At 63.1% G+C, this 24082-nt stretch carries 20 protein-coding genes; 16 read left to right on the forward strand and 4 right to left on the reverse strand.

The genetic code is table 11. The features are described from left to right. Positions 1–95: 95 nt before the first annotated feature. The 12 genes from KGA85_RS18450 to madM all read left to right on the forward strand — a co-directional run bounded on the left by KGA85_RS18450 (position 96) and on the right by madM (position 16206). Complete coding sequence (locus tag KGA85_RS18450) at positions 96–2156, forward strand: methyl-accepting chemotaxis protein (RefSeq protein WP_223460548.1); 2061 nt, start codon at positions 96–98, stop codon at positions 2154–2156. A 37-nt stretch (positions 2157–2193) separates the two neighbouring features. Beyond that, positions 2194–8100, forward strand: a complete 5907-nt coding sequence (locus KGA85_RS18455; RefSeq protein WP_223460547.1) for an Hpt domain-containing protein — start codon at positions 2194–2196, stop codon at positions 8098–8100. Beyond that, a complete protein-coding gene (locus KGA85_RS18460; RefSeq protein ID WP_223460546.1) occupies positions 8093–8554 on the forward strand; it encodes a chemotaxis protein CheW in 462 nt (153 codons plus the stop codon). Before KGA85_RS18455 ends, KGA85_RS18460 begins: the two co-directional genes overlap by 8 nt. A gap of 231 nt (positions 8555–8785) precedes the next feature. Further along, positions 8786–10456, forward strand: coding sequence for a malonate decarboxylase subunit alpha (mdcA, locus tag KGA85_RS18465; RefSeq protein WP_116579621.1), 1671 nt, complete (start codon positions 8786–8788; stop codon positions 10454–10456). After that, positions 10456–11331 carry a triphosphoribosyl-dephospho-CoA synthase gene (locus tag KGA85_RS18470; protein WP_223460544.1) on the forward strand — a complete coding sequence of 292 codons (876 nt, stop codon included), beginning with the start codon at positions 10456–10458 and terminating at the stop codon, positions 11329–11331. The genes mdcA and KGA85_RS18470 overlap by 1 nt, the downstream gene beginning before the upstream one ends. Then, positions 11331–11630 (forward strand): malonate decarboxylase subunit delta, encoded by a 300-nt coding sequence (locus KGA85_RS18475; RefSeq protein WP_008001147.1) that lies wholly within the window; start codon positions 11331–11333, stop codon positions 11628–11630. The genes KGA85_RS18470 and KGA85_RS18475 overlap by 1 nt, the downstream gene beginning before the upstream one ends. Beyond that, a complete protein-coding gene (locus KGA85_RS18480) occupies positions 11623–12474 on the forward strand; it encodes a biotin-independent malonate decarboxylase subunit beta (protein ID WP_223460542.1) in 852 nt (283 codons plus the stop codon). Before KGA85_RS18475 ends, KGA85_RS18480 begins: the two co-directional genes overlap by 8 nt. Then, positions 12471–13274, forward strand: coding sequence for a biotin-independent malonate decarboxylase subunit gamma (mdcE, locus tag KGA85_RS18485; RefSeq protein ID WP_223460540.1), 804 nt, complete (start codon positions 12471–12473; stop codon positions 13272–13274). The genes KGA85_RS18480 and mdcE overlap by 4 nt, the downstream gene beginning before the upstream one ends. Then, positions 13268–13888 (forward strand): malonate decarboxylase holo-ACP synthase, encoded by a 621-nt coding sequence (locus KGA85_RS18490; protein ID WP_223460538.1) that lies wholly within the window; start codon positions 13268–13270, stop codon positions 13886–13888. Before mdcE ends, KGA85_RS18490 begins: the two co-directional genes overlap by 7 nt. Beyond that, entirely contained in the window at positions 13885–14796 is a 912-nt protein-coding gene (gene mdcH, locus KGA85_RS18495; RefSeq protein WP_223533052.1) for a malonate decarboxylase subunit epsilon, read from the forward strand. The genes KGA85_RS18490 and mdcH overlap by 4 nt, the downstream gene beginning before the upstream one ends. A 227-nt stretch (positions 14797–15023) precedes the next feature. Further along, entirely contained in the window at positions 15024–15440 is a 417-nt protein-coding gene (gene madL / locus KGA85_RS18500) for a malonate transporter subunit MadL (RefSeq protein WP_160386103.1), read from the forward strand. A 1-nt stretch (position 15441) separates the two neighbouring features. Further along, a complete protein-coding gene (gene madM, locus KGA85_RS18505; RefSeq protein ID WP_103396750.1) occupies positions 15442–16206 on the forward strand; it encodes a malonate transporter subunit MadM in 765 nt (254 codons plus the stop codon). 111 nt (positions 16207–16317) lie between these two features. Here madM and KGA85_RS18510 read toward each other — a convergent pair whose 3' ends face one another. Beyond that, positions 16318–17232, reverse strand: coding sequence for a LysR substrate-binding domain-containing protein (locus tag KGA85_RS18510; RefSeq protein ID WP_223460534.1), 915 nt, complete (start codon positions 17230–17232; stop codon positions 16318–16320). A 131-nt stretch (positions 17233–17363) separates the two neighbouring features. Here KGA85_RS18510 and trhA point away from each other — a divergent pair, with 131 nt between their 5' ends. Beyond that, a complete protein-coding gene (gene trhA, locus KGA85_RS18515) occupies positions 17364–17981 on the forward strand; it encodes a PAQR family membrane homeostasis protein TrhA (RefSeq protein WP_223460612.1) in 618 nt (205 codons plus the stop codon). Here the strand turns inward: trhA and KGA85_RS18520 are convergent. Beyond that, positions 17978–18895 carry a LysR family transcriptional regulator gene (locus KGA85_RS18520; protein ID WP_223543298.1) on the reverse strand — a complete coding sequence of 306 codons (918 nt, stop codon included), beginning with the start codon at positions 18893–18895 and terminating at the stop codon, positions 17978–17980. The genes trhA and KGA85_RS18520 overlap by 4 nt on opposite strands. Before the next feature lie 109 nt (positions 18896–19004). Here KGA85_RS18520 and KGA85_RS18525 point away from each other — a divergent pair, with 109 nt between their 5' ends. Genes KGA85_RS18525 through KGA85_RS18535 form a run of 3 tightly spaced genes read left to right on the forward strand, consistent with a single transcriptional unit; the run spans position 19005 to position 21556 of the window. Then, positions 19005–20246, forward strand: a complete 1242-nt coding sequence (locus KGA85_RS18525; RefSeq protein WP_223543299.1) for a D-amino acid dehydrogenase — start codon at positions 19005–19007, stop codon at positions 20244–20246. Between the two features lie 27 nt (positions 20247–20273). Further along, positions 20274–20624, forward strand: a complete 351-nt coding sequence (locus tag KGA85_RS18530; protein WP_223460528.1) for a RidA family protein — start codon at positions 20274–20276, stop codon at positions 20622–20624. Between the two features lie 29 nt (positions 20625–20653). Next, positions 20654–21556 (forward strand): transporter substrate-binding domain-containing protein, encoded by a 903-nt coding sequence (locus tag KGA85_RS18535; protein ID WP_007975438.1) that lies wholly within the window; start codon positions 20654–20656, stop codon positions 21554–21556. 45 nt (positions 21557–21601) lie between these two features. Here KGA85_RS18535 and KGA85_RS18540 read toward each other — a convergent pair whose 3' ends face one another. Both KGA85_RS18540 and KGA85_RS18545 read right to left on the reverse strand, forming a co-directional pair. Continuing rightward, on the reverse strand, positions 21602–22321 hold the full coding sequence (locus KGA85_RS18540) for a 16S rRNA (uracil(1498)-N(3))-methyltransferase (protein WP_223543300.1): 720 nt from the start codon (positions 22319–22321) through the stop codon (positions 21602–21604). Positions 22322–22541: 220 nt separating this feature from the next. Next, on the reverse strand, positions 22542–23948 hold the full coding sequence (locus KGA85_RS18545) for an adenosylmethionine--8-amino-7-oxononanoate transaminase (RefSeq protein WP_223460524.1): 1407 nt from the start codon (positions 23946–23948) through the stop codon (positions 22542–22544). Positions 23949–24082: the final 134 nt, after the last annotated feature.

Raw genomic sequence — 24082 nt, forward strand, 5'->3', positions numbered from 1 at the left:
CAACATTGATATTGGCTGATCTACCGCTTTCGCGAGCAAGCCCGCTCCCACAGGGTCCCGGGCAGGCCCGGAAATGGGTTAACAGGCGAGGACCGATGATAAAAGCAAAAGCAGGCAAGCCATTGGAAGGGTCGCGCAGCCGGTCGCAGATTATCGTGCTGTTCATCGCGCTGATCGTCTTCATCATGCTGCTGTTCGCCAACTTCGCGTACCTCAACACCCAGGCTATCTACGACAAACAGTACATCGGCCACGCCGGCGAACTGCGCGTGCTGTCCCAGCGAATCGCCAAGAACGCCACCGAAGCCGCTGCCGGCAAGTCTGCCGCGTTCAAGTTGCTCAGCGATGCGCGCAACGATTTTGCCCAGCGCTGGGGTTATCTGAAGAAGGGCGACCCGGCCACCGGCCTGCCGCCGGCCCCCGCCACCGTGCGTCCGGAGATGCGCGCGGTGCAACAGGACTGGGAACGCCTGCTGAAAAACACCGATGCGATTCTTTCCAGCGAGCAAACCGTACTGTCGCTGCATCAGGTCGCCGCGACCCTGGCCGAAACTGTGCCGCAATTGCAGGTCGAGTACGAGAAAGTCGTCGAGATTCTCCTGCAACGGGGCGCCCCGGCGGCTCAGGTGGCCATGGCCCAGCGCCAATCGCTGCTGGCCGAACGGATCCTCGGCGCGGTCAACACGGTGTTGGCCGGCGACGAAAATTCACAGCAGGCCGCCGATGCGTTCGGGCGTGACGCAACTCAGTTCGGCAAGGTGCTCAACGGCATGCTCCAGGGCGACCCGGCGCTCAAGGTCAGCCAGGTCGAAGACCGCGACGCCCGTGCGCGACTCGCGGAAATTTCCGAGCTGTTCGAGTTCGTCTCGGGCTCGGTAGACGAGATCCTCGAAACCTCGCCGGAACTGTTCAAGGTCCGCGAATCGGCCTCGAACATTTTCAGCCTGTCACAAACCCTGCTCGACGAAGCCTCACACCTGGCCAGCGGTTTCGAAAACATGGTCGGCGGGCGCACCACCGACACCATTGGCGGTTATGTGCTGGGCTTGTTGGCGCTGGCTTCGATCATCCTGATCGGCATGGTGATGGTGCGCGAAACCAATCGTCAGTTGCGCGAAACCGCCGAGAAAAACGAGCGAAACCAGAACGCGATCATGCGCCTGCTCGACGAGATCGAAGACCTGGCCGATGGCGACCTAACGGTAACGGCCTCGGTGACCGAAGACTTTACCGGCACCATCGCCGACTCGATCAATTACTCCGTCGACCAACTGCGCGATCTGGTCGCGACCATCAACCTCACTGCCGGCCAGGTTGCCGCCGCCGTGCAGGAAACCCAGGCCACTGCCATGCACCTGGCGCAGGCGTCTGAGCACCAGGCCCAGCAGATTTCCGAAGCGTCGATGGCGATCAACGACATGGCCGAGTCCATCGACCAGGTGTCGGCCAACGCGGCGGAATCTTCGGCGGTTGCCGAACGCTCGGTGGAGATCGCCAACAAGGGCAACGAGGTGGTGCACAACACCATCCACGGCATGGACAACATTCGCGAACAGATTCAGGACACCGCCAAGCGAATCAAGCGCTTGGGCGAGTCGTCCCAGGAAATCGGCGACATTGTCAGCCTGATCGATGACATTGCCGACCAGACCAACATCCTTGCCCTCAACGCAGCCATCCAGGCGTCCATGGCCGGTGACGCCGGTCGCGGTTTCGCCGTGGTCGCCGATGAAGTGCAGCGCCTGGCCGAGCGCTCGTCCGCCGCTACCCGGCAGATCGAAACCCTGGTGCGGGCGATCCAGACCGACACCAACGAAGCGGTCATCTCCATGGAGCAGACGACGACCGAAGTGGTGCGTGGCGCTCGTCTGGCGCAGGATGCCGGTGTGGCCCTGGAAGAAATCGAAGGCGTCTCCAAGACGCTCGCGGCGTTGATCCAGAGCATTTCCAATGCCGCGCAACAGCAGACGTCGTCGGCCGGTCAGATTTCCCTGACGATGAACGTGATCCAGCAGATCACCTCGCAGACGTCGTCGGGTTCCACCGCCACGGCCGACAGCATCGGCAACCTGGCGAAAATGGCCAGTCAGTTGCGTCGTTCGGTGTCCGGTTTCACCTTGCCGGATGCCAAGGCGCAGGTTGTGGACAAAGCTTGAACCGCCCATGGGTATCTGAATGGTGATTGGAGTGGTTATGGGTGATCGGCACGACTATGTGGCCCTCGAGTGGGTCAAGGGCGAGATTGCCGAAACGCTGAAGCAGGCTCATCACGCGATTGAAAACCTGCTCGATGACCCGCAGGCGACGCAAGCGCTGGATGATTGCCTGGCATGCATCCATCAGGTCCATGGCAGTTTGCAGATGGTCGAGTTCTACGGCGCGGCGTTGCTCGCCGAAGAAATGGAACAACTTGCCATGGCCTTGCAGGGCAACCGTGTTGGCCATCGCGACGAGGCGTTGCACCTGTTGATGCAGGCCCTCGGGCAGCTGCCGATCTACCTCGACCGGGTGCAAGGCGCGCGTCGCGACTTGCCACTGGTGGTGTTGCCCCTGATCAACGATCTGCGCAGCGCCCGTGGCGAGAGCCTGCTGTCGGAAACCAGCCTGTTCAGCCCGCAATTGCCCGAGTTGCCGGCGCTGAACGCAGAAACGCTGGCGCAGCTGGAGCCGGCCGAATTGCCCAGTGTGCTGCGCAAGCTGCGGCAGATGCTGCAAATGGCGCTGGTCGGATTCCTGCGTGAACAGGACCACGACACCACCCTCGATTACCTGGCCAAGGTCTTCACCCACCTCGAAGCACTGTGCGCCAACGCACCCCTGAGCCCGTTATGGCAGGTGGCATCGGCGCTGGTCGAAGGCATGCAGGGCGGTGCGATCGCCAACAGCCCGGCCTTGCGCAGCCTGTTCAAAGATGCCGACAAGGAACTCAAGCGCCTGCTCGAACAAGGCATGCCCGGCATCAATCAACCGGCCCCGCCGGAGCTGCTCAAGAGTTTGCTGTTCTACATTGCCAAGGCCGAACATCCCACCGGGCAGATGCTGACCATGAAAGAACGCTACTCACTGGACGACGCGCTGCCCGACAGTGCGATGGTCGATGAAGAACGCGCGCGGCTGGCCGGTCCCGACCGTGACGCCATGCGCTCGGTGCTGGCTGCGCTGTGCGAAGAGCTGGTGCGGGTCAAGGAGCGCCTGGACCTGTTCGTGCGCAGCGATCGCCAGCACACTTCTGACCTCGACAGCCTGCTGGCGCCGCTGCGGCAAATCGCCGACACCCTGGCGGTGCTGGGCTTCGGCCAGCCGCGCAAGGTGATCATCGATCAATTGGCGGTGGTGCTCAGCCTCGCTCAGGGCCAGCGCGAACCCAACGATGCGATCCTCATGGACGTTGCCGGGGCCCTGTTGTACGTCGAAGCGACGCTGGCCGGCATGGTCGGTACCGTGGAGCCGGAGAGCCAGGACGACAACCGCCTGCCGACCACCGACCTGACGCAGATCCATCAGATCGTGATCAAGGAGGCCCGAATCTGTTTGCTGCAGGCCAAGGACATGATCGTCGACTACATCGACGCCGATTGGGACCGCCAGCATTTGCAGGCGCTGCCGGCCTTGCTGACCCAGGTGCGCGGCGCGCTGGCGATGATTCCGCTGAGTCGGGTGGCGAGCCTGGTGGAAACCTGCAATCACTTTATCCGCGAGCACCTGTTGCTCGAGCCGGGTCAACCGGGCTGGCAGGAACTGGACAGCCTGGCCGACGTGATCACCAGCATCGAGTACTACCTCGAGCGCCTCAGTGATGACCCGCAAACGCAGGGTGAAAACCTGCTCGATGCCGCGGAAAAAAGCCTGGTGAGCCTCGGATTTTTTCCCAGTGAGCAACATGTGCCAGTGCTTGATGATGTGCTCAACCCGACCGAAGCGCAGGTCATGCAGATGATGCAGGAGCTGGATGATCCACAGATCGTCCAGACCCTGGCCGATGTGCTCGCCAGCCCGGTTTCGACTCTGAACCCGCCCGCGCTGAACACCCCGGGCAGCCTGCTGCCGCCGCCCGCAGGCGAAGAGCCGGTGGACGAGGAGCTGCGCGAAGTGTTCCTCGAAGAAACCGACGAAGTCCTGGACATCCTGCGCGAGTACTTGCCGCGCTGGTCGGTCAACCCTGACAACCGCTCGGCCCTGAGTGAGTTGCGCCGCGCCTTCCATACCCTCAAGGGCAGCGGCCGGATGGTGCGCGCTCTGGTGCTGGGCGAGCTGGCCTGGGCCGTGGAAAACCTGCTCAATCGCGTACTGGAAGACAGCGTGGAGCCGGGCGCCACGGTGCAGCAACTGATCGGCGATGTGCTGCACCTGCTGCCGGAGCTGGTGGCTGAATATGCCGCCAATGCCCAGCGTCAGCGCAACGATGTCGATCAGTTGGCCGCCCGTGCCCACGCCCTGGCCAAAGGCGATGAACCGGTGTCCGATGAGGATACGCAAGATGTCGCGGCCCTCGATCCGCTGTTGCTGGAGATCTTCCGCAAAGAGGCCGAAACCCACTTGGGCAGCCTCAATCGCTTCCTTGATCAGGCCGCCGAACATGTGCCGTTGCAGGCCAGCGACGAATTGCAGCGCGCCTTGCACACCCTCAAGGGCAGCGCCTATATGGCCGGTGTGTTGCCGATTGCCGAACTGGCCGCACCGCTGGATCAACTGGCCCGGGAATACAAGGCGCACCTGATCGCGCTGGATCTGGACGAAGTTGAACTGCTGCTGGAGGCAGAAGGGCTGTTCCTCCTCGGCTTACGCCAGCTCAAACGCGATCCGCTGGCGGAAATTCCCGGTGCCCGGGGTTTGACCGAGCGCGCCAGGGCGCTGCTGGCCGAGCGCCTGGAAAACCTCCTGAGCACACCGAACTCCGGGCTGCGGATCAAGCGCGATCCGCAACTGATCAACAACTTCCTCGCCCAGGGTATGGACATCCTGCTGGACGCCGAAAGCCTGCTGCAGCGTTGGCAGCAACACCCCGGCGAACGTCAGGAGCTCAGCGCGCTGCTGGACGAATTGACCACCCTCGGCGAAGGCGCCCATCTGGCCGACCTGCACCCGGTGGATGAACTGTGCGAAGCGTTGCTCGACCTGTACGGTGCCGTGGAAGAAAGCAGCCTCGCGGTCAGCGAGCGGTTTTTCCATGAGGCACAGGGTGCCCATGAAGCGCTGATCAACATGCTCGACGAACTGGCCGCCGGCCAGGAAGTCGGCCCGCAGCCGCAACGGATCAGGGCCTTGCGCGAATTGCTCGACGAGAGCCTCGACCCGTCGGCCATGGGCCTGATCCGCAGCGATGGCAGCCGCAGCCTGAGCATCCGCGAATTGGGTACGGCCACCGCCGAGCTTGAGCAGAGTACGACGGCGCCAGGGCTGGACGATGAAATCGTTGCGATCTTCCTTGAAGAAGCGGTGGATATCCTCGAAAGCGCCGGTCAGGCCTTGCAGCGCTGGTTGCGCGACTCGGACAACGGCGCGCCGCTGTCGTCCCTGCAACGGGATATATACACTCTCGAAGGCGGCGCGCGCATGGCCGAGGTCGGGCCGGTCGGCGATCTGGCCCATGAACTGGAAAGCCTTTACCAGGGCCTGGTGGACCGTCGTTATGCCTTCAGCGATTCACTGGCGGTGCTGCTGCAACAGAGCCATGAGCGACTGGCGTTGTACCTCGAACAGTTGCAGCTCAACCGGCCACTGGGCGATTCCCGTGAGCTGATCGAAGCCATCCGAGCCTACCGTCAAGGGCATGCGGGTATCGCCGAGGCGGCCCGGCAGGCGACCGGCAACGACTCGGTTGCGCACGATCCGGAATTGCTGGAGATCTTCCTCGAGGAAGGTTTCGACATCATCGAAAGCTCCGGGGCGGCGCTGGAACGCTGGCAGGCCCAGCCTTCGAGTCGTCAGGAAGTGGAAACCCTGCTGCGCGACCTGCACACCCTCAAGGGTGGCGCGCGCATGGTGGAAATCGCCGCGATCGGCGATCTGGCCCATGAACTGGAGTTCCTCTACGAAGGCCTGTCCACCGGCGTGCTGCAACCGACGGAGCCGTTGTTCGCGCTGTTGCAGCGCAGCCATGACCGCCTGGCACAGATGCTCGATGCGGCCCGCGCCGGTGAGCCGATGCCTCCTGCCGACCGCTTGATCGATGCGATCAAGAACTTCAGCCACCCGGCCGTGCCGGAAGCACCCGTGCCGGTTGCGCCGCCGGCCACGGCTAAGCCCGAGCCGCTGGTGCCGCCGTCCGATACCGGCGCAGACATGGTCAAGGTCTCGGCGGAGCTGCTCGACGATCTGGTCAACCTGGCTGGTGAAACCTCGATCTTCCGTGGCCGGATCGAACAGCAGGTCAACGATGCGCATATCGCCCTGAATGAGATGGAGACCACCATCGAGCGGATGCGCGACCAGTTGCGCCGCCTCGATACCGAGACCCAGGGGCGAATCCTCAGTCGCCAGCAAGTCGACGCCGAACGCCTGGGCTACGAGGAATTCGACCCGCTGGAAATGGACCGCCACTCACAGTTGCAGCAACTGTCCCGGGCACTGTTCGAATCGGCCTCTGACTTGCTCGACCTCAAGGAAACCCTCGAACGACGCAATCAGGACACGGAAAACCTGCTGCAACAGCAGGGCCGCATCAATACCGAACTGCAGGAAGGCCTGATGCGCACGCGCATGGTGCCGTTCGAACGCATGCTTCCGCGTTTGCAGCGCATCGTCCGGCAGGTGTCCAGCGAACTGGGCAAGGACGTGGATTTCATCGTCGATAACGCCGAAGGCGAGATGGATCGCAACGTTCTCGAACGCATGGCCGCGCCGCTGGAACACATGCTGCGCAACGCCGTCGACCATGGCCTGGAGTCCGTCGAAGTGCGGCTGGCGGCGGGGAAACCGGCCAAGGGCAAGATCACCCTCGATCTGCTGCGCGAAGGGGGTGACATCATTTTCGACATCCGCGACGATGGCGCCGGTGTGCCGCTGGACGCGGTGCGGCGCAAGGCGATCAAGCGAGGCCTGCTCGCCCCGGACAGCGTCATCAGTGATCACGACGTGTTGCAGTTCATCCTGCAACCGGGGTTTTCCACCGCCGAAAAAATCACCCAGATTTCCGGGCGCGGCGTCGGCATGGACGTGGTGCACGAAGAGGTGCGGCAGCTGGGCGGCACCATGAGCATCGACTCGGTGCCCGGGCAGGGTGTGCATTTCCGCATTCGCCTGCCGTTTACCGTATCGGTCAACCGGGCGTTGATGGTGCAGTGCGGTGAGGACCAATACGCGATCCCGCTCAATACCATCGACGGCATCGTGCGCGTCCTGCCCAATGAACTCGAAGGGTATTTCCGATTCGATTCGCCGACCTACGAATACGCCGGCCAACGTTACGAGTTGTGCTACCTGGGTGAACTGCTGAAAACCAGCCCGCGCCCGAAGCTGTTGGGCCAGAGCCTGCCATTGCCGGTGTTGCTGGTGCAGTGCAACGAACGGCACATCGCGGTGCTGGTGGACGCCATGGCCGGCACTCGCGAAATCGTGGTCAAGAGCCTGGGACCGCAGTTTGCGGCGGTGCAAGGGGTGTCCGGGGCGACGATTCTCGGGGACGGCCGGGTGGTGCTGATTCTGGATTTGCTGGCGCCGATCCGCGCCATGCAGGCCCGTGTACCCCAACGTCCGGCGGGGCAAGAGATCGAGGCCGAACCGCAGCGCCCGCTGCTGGTGATGGTGGTCGACGACTCGGTCACCGTGCGCAAGGTCACCAGCCGCTTGCTCGAACGCCACGGCATGAACGTGCTGACCGCCAAGGACGGGGTCGATGCCATGCTGCTGCTGGAAGAGCACATGCCCGACCTGATGCTGCTGGACATCGAGATGCCGCGCATGGATGGCTTCGAAGTCGCGACCCAGGTGCGCAACGACGAACGCCTGCAACACCTGCCGATCATCATGATCACCTCCCGCACCGGGCAGAAACATCGCGACCGCGCCATGGCCATCGGCGTCAACGACTACCTTGGCAAGCCGTACCAGGAATCGGTGCTGCTCGAAAGCATCGCCTTGTGGAGCAAGACCCATGCTTGAGCACCGCACCAGCAACCTCACCGGCCTGCTGCTGCCGTTGGTCGACCGCAACCTGATCCTGCCCAACGTCGCCGTTGCCGAGCTGATCGATTACCAGCAGCCGGGGACGTTCGACCTCGACACACCGCCGTGGTACCTGGGCCTGGTGACGTGGCGCGACCGGCAGATTCCGCTGTTGAGTTTCGAGTCCGCATGCGCGCAGAAAATCGTCATCGGCGAACGCGCGCGGATCGTCATTCTCAACGCCCTCGGCGGGCGCCCCGAGCTGAAATTCATCGCGTTGTTGGTGCAGGGGATTCCGCGCTCCTGCAAGCTCGATAGCCAGTTGAGTTACGTGGATGTGCCGTTGTGTTCGCTGGAGCTGGCGGCGGTGCAGGTGGGCGAGCAGGTGGCCAAGGTGCCGGATCTGTTGGCGCTGGAGGGGTTGTTGGTGGATGCCGGGTTAATCAACTGATCCCGATTCAGCGGTGATCTGACCGGCCCCTTCGCGAGCAAGCCCGCTCCCACAGTTGATCTGTGGTGAAAACAAAACCCTGTGGGAGCGGGCTTGCCCGCGAAGAGGCCCGCATGAACGACGCAGATCTCGATCATTAACCTGAGCGTAACGATCCACCACTCTGCTTGATTGATACCCCCACCCAACACTCCTAAGGTGACCCCACGACAGCGAACCCGTGGAGTGGTCATGACAACAACAATATCCCCCGACTCGCGATGGACGCGGCGGCGCAGCGAAAAGCAGCGGCGCCTCGAGCTGGTGCGAGGTCTTGCCGACGGTGTGGTGTTGCCCACCGACAACATCGTCGCGGCGCTTGAAGCGCTGATCCTGCCCGGCGACCGAGTGGTGCTCGAAGGCAACAACCAGAAGCAGGCGGATTTCCTTTCGCGCTCCCTGGCCAAGGCCGACCCCGCGAAGCTGCATGACCTGCACATGATCATGCCCAGCGTCGGACGCTCCGAGCACCTGGACCTGTTCGAACGCGGCATCGCCCGCAAACTCGACTTCTCTTTCGCCGGTACCCAAAGCCTGCGCATCAGTCAGTTGCTCGAAGACGGCCTGCTGGAAATCGGCGCGATCCACACCTACATCGAACTCTACGCACGGCTGGTGGTGGACCTGATTCCAAACGTCGTGCTTTCGGCCGGTTTCATGGCCGACCGCGCCGGCAACATCTACACCGGGCCGAGCACCGAAGACACCCCGGCACTCATCGAGCCGGCGGCTTTCAGCGACGGCATCGTCATCGTCCAGGTCAACCAGTTGGTGGACGACGTCAGCGACCTGCCACGCGTCGACATTCCCGCCTCCTGGGTCGACTTCGTGGTGGTGGCCGACAAGCCGTTCTACATCGAACCGCTGTTCACCCGCGACCCTCGGCACATCAAGCCTGTGCACGTGCTGATGGCGATGATGGCGATCCGCGGGATCTACGAAAAACACAACGTGCAGTCGCTCAACCACGGCATCGGATTCAATACCGCTGCCATCGAGCTGATCCTGCCGACCTACGGCGAGTCCCTCGGCCTCAAAGGCAAGATCTGCCGCAACTGGACCCTCAACCCGCACCCGACCCTGATCCCGGCGATTGAAAGTGGCTGGGTCGAAAGCGTGCATTGCTTCGGCACCGAGTTGGGGATGGAGAACTACATTGCGGCGCGGCCGGATGTGTTCTTTACCGGGCGCGACGGCTCCCTGCGTTCCAATCGGATGTTCAGCCAACTGGCCGGGCAATACGCCGTGGACCTGTTCATCGGCGCCACCCTGCAAGTCGATGGCGACGGTCATTCTTCCACTGTGACGCGCGGGCGCCTGGCCGGTTTCGGCGGGGCACCGAACATGGGCCACGACCCGCGCGGTCGTCGCCACGGCACTCCGGCCTGGCTCGACATGCGCAACACCGATGTGGCCGAGCCGATGCTCGAACGTGGCAAAAAGCTCGTGGTGCAGATGGTCGAGACTTTTCAGGAGGGCGGCAAACCGACCTTCGTCGAAACCCTCGATGCGGTCGACGTGGCGAAGAAAAGCGGCATGCCATTGGCGCCGATCATGGTCTACGGCGACGACGTGACCCACCTGTTGACCGAAGAAGGCATCGCCTACCTGTACAAGGCGCGCTCGCTGGAAGAGCGCCAGGCGATGATCGCCGCCGTCGCCGGGGTGACCGCCATCGGCCTGCGCCACAACCCCAAAGACACCGCGCGCATGCGCCGCGAAGGCCTGATCGCCTTGCCCGAAGACCTCGGCATCCGCCGCACCGATGCCACTCGCGAACTGCTCGCGGCGAAAAGCGTGGCCGATCTGGTGGAATGGTCCGGTGGCCTCTACAACCCGCCCGCCAAGTTCAGGAGCTGGTAATGCACGCACTTAACCTGCAACCCAAGAACCTGAGCCTGGCCGAACGGCTGGCGGACCTGGCGGTGGACGCGCTGATCGACGAGGCTGATCTGTCGCCGAAACCGGCACTGGTCGATCGTCGCGGCAATGGCGCCCACACCGATTTGCACCTGGGGCTGATGCACGCTTCAGCGCTGTCCTTGTGGCCGGCCTTTAAGGAAATGGCGGAAGCCGCCATCGAGTTCGGCGAGATCGGCTTGCCCCTGCGCGAAGCCGTGGGCTGCATCGGTCGCGAAGGTGAGCAAGCCATGCTCGACACCACCGGCGGGGTGAACACCCATCGCGGGGCGATCTGGGCCTTGGGCTTGTTGATCACTGCCGCTGCACTGGAGCCTCAATCCTGCAGCGCCAATAGCGTGGCGTTACGTGCTGCGCGGTTGGCCCTGCTCGACGACCGTTTTGCGCCACGTCCGCTCAGTCACGGTGCGCAAGTCGCCCAACGCTACGGCGCTCGCGGCGCTCGTGAAGAAGCGCAACTGGGTTTTCCGGCGGTGACCCAACGTGCACTGCCACAACTGCTGCGCAGCCGCGCCGACGGTCATGGCGAACAGAACGCCCGGCTCGATGCGCTGCTGGCGATCATGACGAATCTGGCCGACACCTGTGTGCTTTACCGCGCCGGTGAAGAAGGCCTGAACACCATGCAACTGGGCGCCCGGGCGGTGCTCGATGCGGGTGGCAGTGCCAGCCTCGGCGGACGTCGCCGCCTGCATGAGCTGGACCAACAACTCATCGCATTGAATGCCTCGCCCGGCGGCGCTGCCGACCTGCTCGCAGCCTGCCTGTTCATCGACCGTATCGCGTCTGGCGACGGCCTCATCCAGGGAGCTTTTTGATGGAAACCTTATCCTTTGAATTCCCCGCCGGGCAGCCGCCACGCGGTCGCACCCTGGTGGGTTGTGTCGGCTCTGGCGATCTGGAAGTGCTGATCGAACCGGGTCAGGCCGGCAAGCTGACGATCAACGTGCAGACCTCGGTCAATGGCAGCGAACAACGCTGGCAGCATCTGTTCGCACGGATGTTCGACGGCCAGACGCCGCCGGCGATGGCCATTGATATCCACGATTTCGGCGCGACACCCGGCGTGGTGCGCCTGCGTCTGGAGCAAGGCTTCGAGGAGATCGGCCATGACTGACAGCGCATCCCTGCTCAACAAGCACAGCTTCGTCGAACTCGGTGCGCGGCAACGGGCCAAGGCCCTGCTCGACGCCGGCACCTTCCGCGAACTGCTCGACCCCTTTCAACGGATCATGTCGCCGTGGCTGTCGCGCCAGGGCGTGGTGCCACAAGCCGACGACGGCGTGGTGATCGCCAAGGGCAATCTCGATGGTTTGCCAGTGGTGATCGCGGCCATCGAAGGTGCGTTCCAGGGCGGCAGCCTCGGTGAGGTCGGCGGAGCAAAAATTGCCGGTGCACTGGAACTGGCCGCTGAGGACAATCGCAACGGCATCCCGACCCGCGCCGTGCTGCTGCTGGAAACCGGCGGCGTACGCTTGCAGGAAGCCAACCTCGGCCTGGCGGCAATTGCCGACATCCACGCGGCGATTGTCGATTTGCAGCAGTACCAACCCGTGGTCGGGGTGGTGGCGGGCAGCGTCGGTTGCTTTGGCGGCATGTCGATTGCCGCGGGGTTGTGCAGCTATCTGTTGGTGACCCAGGAGGCGCGACTAGGCCTGAACGGCCCGCAGGTGATCGAGCAGGAAGCCGGACTCGAGGAATACGACTCCCGCGACCGGCCCTTCATCTGGAGCCTGACCGGTGGCGAGCAGCGCTTCGCCAGTGGTCTGGTGGACCGTTATGTCGATGACGATGTGGCGCAGATCCGCCAACAGGTGGGTGAATTGCTCAAGCTAGGTTTGCCGGCGCAACCACGTAGCCAACAGGCCGAGCTGTTCCTGCAACGGTTGGCGCGTCTGGACGCCGAACCGCAAATCGAGCCGTCTGTGGTTCGCGATCTGTACCAAGGAGAACGCCCATGAGTTCGTATTCCCTGCGAGGCTTGAACTGGTTCAACGCCTTGAGTGCCGGGGCGAAAGCGGTCGAAGGTTTGCCGGCTTCGCTGAAGGTCGCGGACGGTTCGCTGGGCGATCAGCCTGTGCGCTTCATCGCGGTGGTGGCCGACCCGGAAAACCGCTTCGTCCGTGCCCGCAACGGCGAGGTGGGTTTGCTCGAAGGCTGGGGCCTGGCCAAGGCCGTGGATGAAGTCATCGCCGCCGATCAGAACAAGGCGCGCAAACGCGCCCTGATCGCCATCGTCGACGTGCCGAGCCAGGCTTACGGTCGACGCGAAGAAGCCCTCGGCATTCATCTGGCGCTGGCCGCTGCGGCGGACAGTTATGCCCGTGCCCGTCTGGCCGGTCATGCGGTGATCGGCTTGCTGGTGGGCAAGGCAATGTCCGGGGCGTTTCTGGCCCACGGCTATCAGGCCAACCGCTTGATCGCCCTGCGCGATCCGGGGGTGATGGTGCACGCCATGGGCAAGGTGTCGGCGGCGCGGGTGACCTTGCGCAGCGTCGAAGAGCTCGAAGCCCTGGCTGCCAGCGTGCCACCGATGGCCTATGACATCGACAGCTATGCCAGCCTCGGGCTGCTGTGGGAAACCTTGTCGGTGGAGCAGATCGAGCAGCCGACTGCGGCGGATCTGGCGCGGGTGACCGAGTGCCTGCATCAGGCGATTGGCGATGTGGCCGCCGCTGGCCGTGATCTGAGCGGTCGCCTGGGGGCGGCCAATCGGGCGGCGTCGAGCAAGGTTCGCCAATTGCTGAGAGCGCAGTGGTGAGCACGCTATTGGCACACGACCTGCTGTGGGGCATGACCCCGCAGCAGTTGCCTGCGGATGCGCCTGCCTGGGTGATCGCGTCGATCAGTGCCGGCCAGCCGGTGGTGGTCCGTCGCGCCTTGAGCGCGGCGGGGCAGGTGGCGGTGGGCGTGCGCGGGCTGCTGCGCGAACAGCGATATGCGGCGGTGATGGAAGTCACCGCCATCACGCGGCGGGTGCGGCCGGAAGAGCTGTGCCATGTTCAAGGCCTGCGCGATTTCCCGGCGCTGCGCGCCTTGGCGCAACTGCGCTCGCACCTCGATGACAGTGGTTGGGTCTGGGGTGTCAGCGGCAGCGCCGGGTTCGAGTTGGCCTGTGGGTTTGCCGCTTTGCACGAGGGCAGCGACCTCGATCTGATCCTGCGTACGCCACGTCCGTTGAGTCGTGCCGACGCCCAGGCGTTGGTGGCCGTTCTTGATGCCGCCGTGTGCCGCGTGGACCTGCAATTGCAGACACCGTCGGGCGCTGTTGCCTTGCGCGAATGGGCCGGTACTTCGTCGCGGGTCCTGCTGAAAAATGCCATTCAAGCCACTCTGGTTACCGACCCGTGGAATTTGCAGGAGCAAGCCGCGTGAGCCGCTTGCTGGTGTTCCCCGGCCAGGGCGCGCAACAACCCGGGATGCTGGCGCGTTTACCTCGGGAAACATTGAACGAGGCGAGCGACCTGCTCGGTGAAGATGTGACGCAGCTGGATTCTGCGGAGGCGTTGCAGTCGACGAGGGCGGTTCAGCTTTGCCTGCTGATCGCCGGTGTCGCCGCTTCACGCCAGCTGGGCATGACCCCAGACTACGTGGCCGGCTTGTCGATCGGCGCTTACCCGGCAGCAGTGGTGGCTGGCGCCTTGGATTTCAGCGATGCGTTGCATCTGGTCAGCCTGCGCGGTGAATTGATGCAGCAGGCTTATCCACAAGGCTACGGCATGACTGCGATCATCGGTCTGGACCTGGCCACGGTGGAAGGATTACTGGCCCGGGTGCACAGCGCGCAAATGCCGGCTTATCTGGCCAATATCAACGCCGATAACCAGGTGGTGATTGCCGGTAGCGACGCGGCGATGAAAGCGGTGGCCGAGTTGGCGAAAGGTTGCGGGGCTGGCTTGGCCAAGCGTCTGGCAGTGAGCGTGCCGTCCCACTGCCCATTGCTTGAGGTGCCTGCACAACGGTTGGCCGAAGCCTTCGCCAAGGTGCCGCTGCAAACCCCGAAGATCGGTTACCTGAGCGGCAGTCGCGCGCGTCCGCTGATCAAGCCTGAAGCCTTGCGTGACGACCTGGCCTTCAACATGTGCCGCATCGTCGATTGGCGCGGCACGGTACAAAGCGCCTACGAGCGCGGCGTGCGTCTACAGATCGAACTGCCGCCCGGTGCGGTGCTGACCGGGCTGGCGCGCCGGGTGTTCGAGCAGGGCACCGTGATTGCCTTCGACGGTGCCCGGCTCGATACCTTGCAGGCGCTGATGCGTGAGGAGGGAAGTCGCCACTCCTAAAACCGACTCAGGGGGCGTTCTTAATTAGTTTCCCCACCGCGTTGTCGCCTTAAAGCGGGCCAGGCAAGGCGCAGGCCGCTGGGAATGGTTGTTCCCTTTCCAAGGCCTGCAACGCAGCCTGGCCCGCTTTAAGGCACAACCCGGCGCGGTGGTGAAACTAATTGAGAGCGCCCCCAGGCTTCGAACAACAAAAACAACATTCGAAATGCACTTTGAGGACTACAACAATGATTATTTACGGTGTGGCGCTGTTGGCGATCTGTACGCTGGCAGGGGTGATCATGGGTGACATGCTCGGTGTGTTGCTGGGAGTGAAGTCAAACGTCGGCGGCGTCGGGATCGCGATGATCCTGCTGATCTGCGCACGGTTGTGGATGCACAAGCGTGGCGGCATGACCAAGGATTGCGAGCTGGGCGTCGGCTTCTGGGGCGCGATGTACATTCCGGTGGTGGTGGCGATGGCCGCGCAACAAAACGTAGTCACGGCGCTGCACGGTGGCCCGGTGGCGGTGTTGGCGGCGATCGGTTCGGTGGTGATCTGCGGCTGCACCATTGCCCTGATCAGCCGGACCCACAAAGGCGAACCCTTGCCCGATGAACCGGTGGATGTAACGCCGGTTGGCGCACCGGCAGGAGGTCGCTGATATGTGGGATCTCATCAAGAACGGTCTGGAGCACAACGGTCTGGTCACCGCATTCGCCTTCGTCGGCGTGATCATGTGGGTGTCAGTGGTGATCTCCAAACGCCTGACCTTCGGGCGTATCCACGGCTCGGCGATTGCCATCGTCATCGGCCTGGTACTGGCCTGGGTCGGCGGCACGATGACCGGCGGGCAAAAAGGCCTAGCGGATTTGACGCTGTTTTCCGGCATTGGGCTGATGGGCGGCGCCATGCTGCGGGACTTCGCCATCGTCGCCACGGCATTTGAGGTGCAGGCCACGGAAGCGAAAAAGGCCGGCTTGATCGGTGTGATCGCGCTGTTGTTGGGCACGGTGCTGCCGTTTATTGTCGGCGCGTGTATGGCTTGGGCATTCGGCTACCGCGATGCGGTGAGCATGACCACCATTGGCGCCGGTGCGGTGACTTACATCGTCGGGCCAGTGACCGGCGCGGCTATTGGCGCCAGTTCCGATGTGGTGGCGCTGTCGATTGCCACCGGCCTGATCAAGGCGATTCTGGTGATGGTCGGCACGCCGATGGCGGCGCGCTGGATGGGCCTGGATAACCCGCGCTCGGCGATGGTGTTCGGTGGGCTGGCCGGGACGGTCAGTGGCGTGACCGCCGGTTTGGCTGCAACGGATCGGCGCCTGGTGCCTTATGGCGCGTTGACTGCGACCTTCCACACCGGGCTTGGCTGCTTGCTCGGGCCTTCGCTGTTGTTCTTCATTGTTCGCGGGATTGTCGGCTAGGTTCAGGGGCTGAGTTGTCGGGTCTGACGCTTTCGCGAGCAAGCCCGCTCCCACATTTGGAATGCGGTCGAATGTGGGAGCGGGCTTGCTCGCGAAGGGCGCGACTCGATTTCAAGCCTGCCGATTGGCATACATCCGACACTCCGCCAGCAACGCCAGCAGATTCGGATCACGCTCCTTGGCTTTCAGGAACACCACGCCAATGTGCTGCTGCAGCCGGTACTTTTCCTGTAACGGGATCAGCTTCACCCGGTTCTCGTACACCGCCGCAATCCGCCCCGGCAGCAACGCATAACCCACGCCCGAGCTGACCATGCTCAGCAGGGTGAAGATGTCGTTGACCTGCATCGCTACCTTCGGTTCGAACCCTGCCTGCTCGAATACCCGCTTGCCGTCCTGATGAGTAGCGAAGCCCTGGGTCAGGGTGATGAAGGTTTCGTCGCGAACCTCGGCCAGGTCGACTTCGGTGCGCTGGGCAAACTTCGAGTCGGCGGGTGTGGCGAGGAAGATGTCGTCGGAAAACAGCGGGATCTGCTCGCAATCCGGATCGTTGACGCTCTCGTCCAGCGACACCAGGGCCGCATCGACTTCCATGTTCTTGAGCTTGTAGAGCAGATCGATATTGGAGCCCAGAATCAGGTCGATGTTGAGCTCGCTGCGGCGGATCTTCAAACCCATGATCAGTTGCGGCACGGTCTTCACCGTCAGTGAATACAGCGAGCCCAGTTTGAAACGTTCGGCCGAGAACCCGGCGGCTTCGCGGGTCAGGCGCACACTTTCGACCACGTCCTGAATCAGCTTCTGCGCCCGCTCCTCCAGCACATAAGCGCTTTCCAGCGGCGTCAGGCTGCGGCCTTCGTGCTTGAACAAGGGGCAGCGCAGGGCGCTTTCCAGGGAATGGATTGCCCGATGCACGCTGACGTTGCTGGTCTGCAACTCGGCAGCGGCCCGCGCCAGGTTGCCGGTGCGCATGAAGGCCAGGAACACCTCGAGTTTTTTCAGGGTCAACTCTTCATCGATCAGCATGGGGCGGACTCTTTTTGGAATGACTCGATTGTGCCCAATTACACCGGGCCCGTCGTACAGAAACATTGCGCTTTTACGCTCCAAGCCTGAGCCTTGCGCTCTGCGGCAATGAAATGCGAGGTAAGCAACGCATGTATCACGGGGAAAAACTGAACGCCTGGACGCATCTGGTCGGGGCTGTGGCGGCGTTTATCGGCGGGGTGTGGCTGATTGTGCTGGCCAGTCTCGACGGCAGCCCGTGGAAGATTGTCAGCATGGCGATCTACGCCTTTACCTTGCTGGTGCTCTACAGCGCATCGACCGTGTACCACAGCGTGCGCGGGCGCAAGAAAGCGATCATGCAGAAGGTCGATCACTTTTCGATCTATCTGTTGATCGCCGGCAGCTACACGCCGTTTTGCCTGGTGACCCTGCGCGGGCCGTGGGGCTGGACGTTGTTCGGGATTGTCTGGGGGCTGGCGCTGATCGGCATCCTGCAAGAGATCAAGCCGCGTTCGGAAGCGCGGATTCTGTCGATCGTGATTTATGCGGTGATGGGCTGGATCGTGCTGGTGGCGGTCAAGCCACTGCTCGCGGCGCTGGGTGGCGTCGGGTTTGCGTGGCTGGCATCGGGCGGGGTGCTGTACACCGTCGGGATTATCTTTTTTGCCCTCGATCATCGACTGCGCCATGCCCACGGGATCTGGCATCTGTTCGTGATTGCCGGGAGTTTGCTGCACTTTGTGGCGATTTTCTTTTATGTCCTTTAAGGCTGTACCGGGACCAGGCGATCCAGCTGCTCCCGGGCTCGACGGCTGAATACCTGCAACAGGTCGTTCAAGGTGTGGGGCGGTGGTTCGGCGGCGCGGGTCACTGCGTACAGGGTGATGGGTAGCGGCGGTGCCAGAGGGCGGATCGTTGTGGTGGCGGGAGAGGCGCCAAGGGCGGTGAACGGATCGATCACCGCCAGGCCCGCGCCAGATTCCACCATCGCCCGTGCCAGTGAGTAGGTTTGCACGGCGATGCGTACCCGAGGCGGCGGTTCGACCGCTTCCAGGTAACTGTCGAGCCGCGCGGCCAGTGGATCGGCGCTGGATAATCCGATCAGCGGCGCATCCGCCAGCGCCATCAGCGGCAACGGTTTACCCACCTCTTCCTGGGGCCAGTAACCACTCGGCGCCAGCGCCACCAGCACGCCGGACGCCAGCGCCTGGGCCTTGAGCCCCGGGTGATCCGGGCGTTGCAGGGTCAGGGCGACATCCACTTCGCGCATCAACAGGTTCTGCACCAGTTCGCGACTGTGGGCGCTGGAGAGTTCGCAAGCGATGTCCGGGTAACGCCCGGTCCATTCGTGAATGGCCGGCGGCAGCAATGACAGGGCCAGCGCCGGGGTGGCACCGATGCGCAGGCTGTGGCCAGGCTCGCGACGCAGGCTCTGCGCCAGGCGTCGTACGCCTTGCAGGCTTTCGCTGACCTTGTCCACTTCGCGCTCCAGTTCCAGCGCTTCCGGCGTCGCCTGCAACTTGCCGCGTACCCGCAGGAACAGCGGGAAACCCAATTGTTGCTCGGCGTGCTGCAACACCTTGCTCACCGCCGGCTGCGAGACGTGCAGCAATTGCGCGGCAGCGCTGATCGAACCGGTCTGGCGGATGGCCTGGAAAATCTCGATATGGCGAAGGCGCATGGCAAGTCCATAACCTTTGTTTATGGGTTTGCCATCTTTATGCATTGTTCAACGTCTGTCACCTGGCTCTAACCTTGATCTCGTCTTCACAACGGTTTTAAGGACGGACATGGCTCAGCGTGTGTGCATCATCGGTGGCGGCGTGATTGGCCTGGCAACGGCCTATGCGCTGGTGCGCGACGGCTTTGAGGTGACGGTGGTCGAGTCACGGGACTCGCTGGGCAGCGAAACCAGCTTCGCCAACGGCGGCCAGTTGTCCTATCGCTATGTCGCGCCCCTGGCCGACGCCGGTGTGCCTTTGCAAGCCATCGGCTGGATGCTGCGCGGCGACTCACCGTTGAAGCTGCGCCCGCGCTTCGACCCGGCCCAGTGGCGCTGGATGGCGTCGTTCCTCGGCGCCTGCCGTCGCTCGGTCAACCGCGAGAACGCCGCGCACTTGCTGCGCCTGGCGCTGTTCAGCCAGGACACTTTGAAGTCCTGGCGCGAGGACGATGGACTGGCGGGATTCCAGTGGCGGCGCAATGGCAAACTGGTGACTTTCCGCCAGAACAGCAGCTTCGAGCATGCGCGCCAGGGCCTGGCCGACCCGCAGCAACAGCAGGTGTTGTCGCCGGCCGAATGCGCGCAACTGGAACCGGCGCTGATCGATGCGCCCTTTGTCGGGGCGATCTACACCCCGGACGAAGAGGTCGGCGACTGCCACGGCTTTTGCCAGCAACTGGCCGCCCGGCTGCAAGCGTCCGGCCGTTGCGAGTTTCGTCTTGGGCAAGCGGTGACCGGCATTCGCCACAGCAACGGCAGCGTCAATGCCATCGAACTGGGCGAACACGTGCTACCGGTCGAACAACTGGTGATCGCCGCCGGTCACCGCAGTCCGCTGTTGGCGCTTCCCGGGCTGCAACTGCCGCTTTATCCGCTCAAGGGCTACAGCCTGACCGTGCCAATCGTCGCCGGTCACCGGGCGCCAGATGTGAGCATCACCGACTACGACCGCAAGATCGTCTATGCCCGCATCGGCAAGCAATTGCGAGTGGCGGCGATGGTCGACATCGTCGGCTTCGACCCTGCGCTGGACCCCAAGCGCCTGGCGCTGATCAAGCGTCATGCCCATGACACCTTTCCAAATGCCGGCGCCTATGACGAAGCTGTCGAGTGGGCCGGCATGCGCCCGGCCACCCCCAGCGGCGTGCCGTTACTGGGCGCGACGGCGTATCGCAACCTGTGGCTCAACCTCGGCCACGGCGCGCTGGGTTTCACCCTGGCATGCGGCAGCGGGCGCTTGCTCAGCGAGCTGATCGGCGAGCGCCGGCCTTCCATCGACCTGCGCGGTTTCAACCACCGGGCCGCCTGAACACCGATTTCTGAAGAGGAGACCGCAATGACCATTACCCGACTGCACAGCAACCCGCGCCTGTCTGGCGCCGTGACCTTTGGTGACCTGGTGTTTCTCTCCGGGCAGGTGCCGGGCGATGCCCTGGATGCCAGCGGCCAGACCCGCGAAGTGCTGGCGAAAATCGATACCTTGCTGGCCGAGGCGGGCAGCGACAAGGATCATCTGCTCTGCGTGACCATTTACCTGAAGAACATCACCGAGGATTTCGCCGCGATGAACGAGGTCTGGTCGGCCTGGCTATCGCCGGGGCAGGCACCGAGCCGCACCACCGTGCAGGCCGAACTGGCCCGTCCGCAGGTGCTGGTGGAAATCACCGTCATCGCTGCACGCGTCTGATAAACCAACACCCACAACGGAGAATAACAATGCAAAAAATCACGTTGCTCGCTTGTACGCTTGGCCTGTTGCTCGGCAGTCAGGTTCAGGCCAATGAAGCGCCGCTGACCGGCACCCTGAGCAAGATCGCCAGCGCCAACAGCATCACCCTGGGCTATCGCGATGCTTCGGTGCCGTTCTCCTACGTGGGTGATCACAGCGGCAAGCCGATGGGTTACTCGGTGGATCTGGCGGGCAAGATCGTCGAGCGCATCCAGCAGCAACTGGCGCTGCCGGACTTGAAGGTGAAGTACAACCTGGTGACCTCGCAGACCCGCATTCCACTGGTGCAGAACGGCACCGTGGACCTGGAGTGCGGCTCCACCGGCGTGACCGCCGAACGGCAGAAGCAGGTGGCGTTCTCTTATGGCTTCATCTACGTCAAAGGCCAGTTGCTGACCGCGAAGGACAGCGGGATCAAGAGCTTCGCCGACCTGCGCGGCAAGAACGTGGTGACCACCGCCGGCACCACCAACGAGCGCTTCCTGAAAAGCTACAACGTCGATCACAAGATCGACATGTTCGTGATCAGCGCCAAGGACCACGGCGAAGCCTTCCAGATGCTGCAATCGGGCCGGGCGGTGGCGTTCTACATGGACGACGCGCTGCTCTACGGCGAGCGCGCCAAGGCCAATGACCCGCACAAGTGGGTGGTGGTCGGGGAGGAGCAATCGCGGGAGATCTACAGCTGCATGGTGCGCAAGGACGATCCGCAGTTCCTGGCGCTGGTCAACGGCGCGTTGGCGGATCTGTACAGCTCGGGCGAGATCAATGGCATCTACAAGCGCTGGTTCGAGCAGCCGATCCCGCCGAAGGGTTTGAACCTTGAGTTCCCGATGACCAGCGAACTCAAGGCGATCATTGCCAAACCGGTGAGTGATCCGGTGCAGTAGCGCCAGACTTGGGTGCTGCCATCGCGAGCAGGCTCGCGATGGGGCCTAGAAATCACCCCAGAGTTGCTGGGCCACCGCCAGTGCAACAACCGGCGCGGTTTCGGTGCGCAGCACCCGTGGACCGAGGCGGGCGGCATGAAAGCCGCTGGCCTTGGCCTGATCGACTTCGGCGTTCGACAAACCACCCTCCGGACCGATCAGGAATGCCAGACTTGAAGGTTTGGCGTGGCTCACCAACGGTTCGGCCACCGGGTGCAGTACCAGTTTCAACTCGGCTTGTGTTTGCTTCAGCCAGTCGGCCAACAGCATTGGCGGATGAATCACCGGCACTCGCGAGCGCCCGCACTGTTCGCATGCGCTGATCGCCACCTGGCGCCAGTGCAGCAGGCGTTTATCGGCGCGCTCGTCCTTGAGCCGGACTTCGCAGCGGTCGGTGAAGATCGGGGTGATTTCAGTGACGCCCAGTTCCGTGGCTTTCTGAATTGCCCAGTCCATGCGCTCGCCTCGGGACAGGCCCTGGCCGAGATGGATTTGCAGCGGCGACTCGACCTGCCCGGCGAAGCTTTCATCGATCAGCACCACCACGCGTTTTTTGCCGACTTCGACCAGCCTGGCGCGAAACTCCTGGCCCGAACCGTCGAACAACTGCAACGCATCGCCCTCGGCCATGCGCAGCACGCGGCTGATGTAATGGGCCTGGGCTTCGGGCAACTCGTGCTCGCCGATGCTCAGGGGGGCGTCGATAAAGAAGCGGGACAGTCTCATGCTGGGTCTCTACTGAATCTAATGTTCGGCATAGTAAATGTGTCGAAGTAGCTTTTTGTGGCGAGGGGGCTTGTCGGACCGCCGCACCGCCCCGTTCGGCTGCGAAGCAGTCGCAAATTCTGCTGATGCGATTGATCCGGGGAAACCGGGTTGCCGGATTTGGGGTCGCTACGCGACCCAACGGGGGCAAGCCCCCTCGCCACAGGGTAATCAGTGACTGTCAGCCCGGATCACGGAACCCCGGGTGGAAGTCCTTCGGCACTGCCACGCTGACGCTGTCACGGGTTGCAATGTCGATCCCTTCGCTGGCGACTTCGGCAAGGAAATCGATCTGTTCCGGGGTAATCACATACGGCGGCAGGAAATACACCACGCTACCCAATGGACGCAGTAAAGCACCGCGCTCCAGGGCGTGCTGGAACACCTTCAGACCACGACGTTCCTGCCATGGATAAGCTTCCTTGCTGGCCTTGTCCTTGACCATCTCGATGGCCAGTACCATGCCGGTCTGGCGCACTTCGGACACGTTCGGGTGGTCGACCAGATGCGCGGTGGAAGAAGCCATGCGCTGCGCCAGGGCCTTGTTGTTCTCGATGACGTTGTCTTCTTCGAAAATATCCAGGGTCGCCAGGGCCGCCGCGCACGCCAACGGGTTGCCGGTGTAGCTGTGGGAGTGCAGGAAGGCGCGCAGGGTCGGGTAGTCGTCGTAGAACGCGCTGTAGACGTCGTCTGTGGTCATGCACGCCGCCAGCGGCAGATAGCCGCCGGTCAGGGCCTTGGACAGGCACAGGAAATCAGGGCGGATGCCGGCCTGTTCACAGGCGAACATTGTCCCGGTGCGGCCGAAGCCGACGGCGATTTCGTCGTGGATCAGGTGCACGCCGTAGCGGTCGCAGGCTTCTCGCAGCAGCTTGAGGTACACCGGGTGGTACATGCGCATGCCACCGGCGCCCTGGATCAGCGGCTCGACGATCACCGCCGCGACCGTGTCGTGGTTTTCGGCCAGGGTCTGCTCCATGGCCGCGAACATGTTGCGCGAGTGCTCTTCCCAGCTCATGCCTTCGGGGCGCAGGTAGCAGTCCGGGCTCGGCACCTTGATGGTGTCCATCAACAGCGCTTTGTAGGTCTCGGTGAACAGCGGCACGTCACCCACCGACATCGCCGCCATGGTTTCGCCGTGGTAGCTGTTGGTCAGGGTGACGAAGCGCTTCTTGTTCGGCTGACCGCGATTGAGCCAGTAGTGAAAGCTCATTTTCAGCGCGACTTCGATGCAGGACGAGCCATTATCGGCGTAGAAGCACCGGGTCAGGCCTTCCGGCGTCATCATCACCAGGCGCTCGGACAACTCGATCACCGGTTGATGACTGAAGCCGGCAAGGATCACATGTTCGAGCTGGTCGACCTGGTCCTTGATGCGCTGGTTGATCCGCGGGTTGGCGTGGCCGAACACATTGACCCACCAGGAGCTGACCGCATCGAGGTAGCGCTTGCCTTCGAAGTCTTCCAGCCACACGCCTTCCCCGCGCTTGATCGGGATCAGCGGCAGTTGTTCGTGATCTTTCATCTGGGTGCAGGGATGCCACAACACGGCGAGATCGCGTTGCATCCACTGATTATTCAGGCCCATTTTCACTCTCCTGGAGGCGGTCCGTGACCGGCGCGGACAAACAATCGCGCAAGCCTATGCAATGCGTGCCGTGGGGACAACCCATTGTGTCGAATGAGCTACTTTGTACAGGCCGATAGACGTTGCTGGCGGGC

This window comes from Pseudomonas sp. GL-B-12, assembly GCF_019955895.1.
Classification (GTDB): domain Bacteria; phylum Pseudomonadota; class Gammaproteobacteria; order Pseudomonadales; family Pseudomonadaceae; genus Aquipseudomonas.

Excerpts from the sequence above, each read along its gene's own strand:
- KGA85_RS18450 (WP_223460548.1), top strand. The coding sequence starts at position 96 with ATGATAAAAGCAAAAGCAGGCAAGCCATTGGAAGGGTCGCGCAGCCGG.
- KGA85_RS18455 (WP_223460547.1), top strand. The coding sequence starts at position 2,194 with ATGGGTGATCGGCACGACTATGTGGCCCTCGAGTGGGTCAAGGGCGAG.
- KGA85_RS18460 (WP_223460546.1), top strand. The coding sequence starts at position 8,093 with ATGCTTGAGCACCGCACCAGCAACCTCACCGGCCTGCTGCTGCCGTTG.
- mdcA (WP_116579621.1), top strand. The coding sequence starts at position 8,786 with ATGACAACAACAATATCCCCCGACTCGCGATGGACGCGGCGGCGCAGC.
- KGA85_RS18470 (WP_223460544.1), top strand. The coding sequence starts at position 10,456 with ATGCACGCACTTAACCTGCAACCCAAGAACCTGAGCCTGGCCGAACGG.
- KGA85_RS18475 (WP_008001147.1), top strand. The coding sequence starts at position 11,331 with ATGGAAACCTTATCCTTTGAATTCCCCGCCGGGCAGCCGCCACGCGGT.
- KGA85_RS18480 (WP_223460542.1), top strand. The coding sequence starts at position 11,623 with ATGACTGACAGCGCATCCCTGCTCAACAAGCACAGCTTCGTCGAACTC.
- mdcE (WP_223460540.1), top strand. The coding sequence starts at position 12,471 with ATGAGTTCGTATTCCCTGCGAGGCTTGAACTGGTTCAACGCCTTGAGT.
- madL (WP_160386103.1), top strand. The coding sequence starts at position 15,024 with ATGATTATTTACGGTGTGGCGCTGTTGGCGATCTGTACGCTGGCAGGG.
- madM (WP_103396750.1), top strand. The coding sequence starts at position 15,442 with ATGTGGGATCTCATCAAGAACGGTCTGGAGCACAACGGTCTGGTCACC.
- KGA85_RS18510 (WP_223460534.1), bottom strand. The coding sequence starts at position 17,232 with ATGCTGATCGATGAAGAGTTGACCCTGAAAAAACTCGAGGTGTTCCTG.
- trhA (WP_223460612.1), top strand. The coding sequence starts at position 17,364 with ATGTATCACGGGGAAAAACTGAACGCCTGGACGCATCTGGTCGGGGCT.
- KGA85_RS18520 (WP_223543298.1), bottom strand. The coding sequence starts at position 18,895 with ATGCGCCTTCGCCATATCGAGATTTTCCAGGCCATCCGCCAGACCGGT.
- KGA85_RS18525 (WP_223543299.1), top strand. The coding sequence starts at position 19,005 with ATGGCTCAGCGTGTGTGCATCATCGGTGGCGGCGTGATTGGCCTGGCA.
- KGA85_RS18530 (WP_223460528.1), top strand. The coding sequence starts at position 20,274 with ATGACCATTACCCGACTGCACAGCAACCCGCGCCTGTCTGGCGCCGTG.
- KGA85_RS18535 (WP_007975438.1), top strand. The coding sequence starts at position 20,654 with ATGCAAAAAATCACGTTGCTCGCTTGTACGCTTGGCCTGTTGCTCGGC.
- KGA85_RS18540 (WP_223543300.1), bottom strand. The coding sequence starts at position 22,321 with ATGAGACTGTCCCGCTTCTTTATCGACGCCCCCCTGAGCATCGGCGAG.
- KGA85_RS18545 (WP_223460524.1), bottom strand. The coding sequence starts at position 23,948 with ATGGGCCTGAATAATCAGTGGATGCAACGCGATCTCGCCGTGTTGTGG.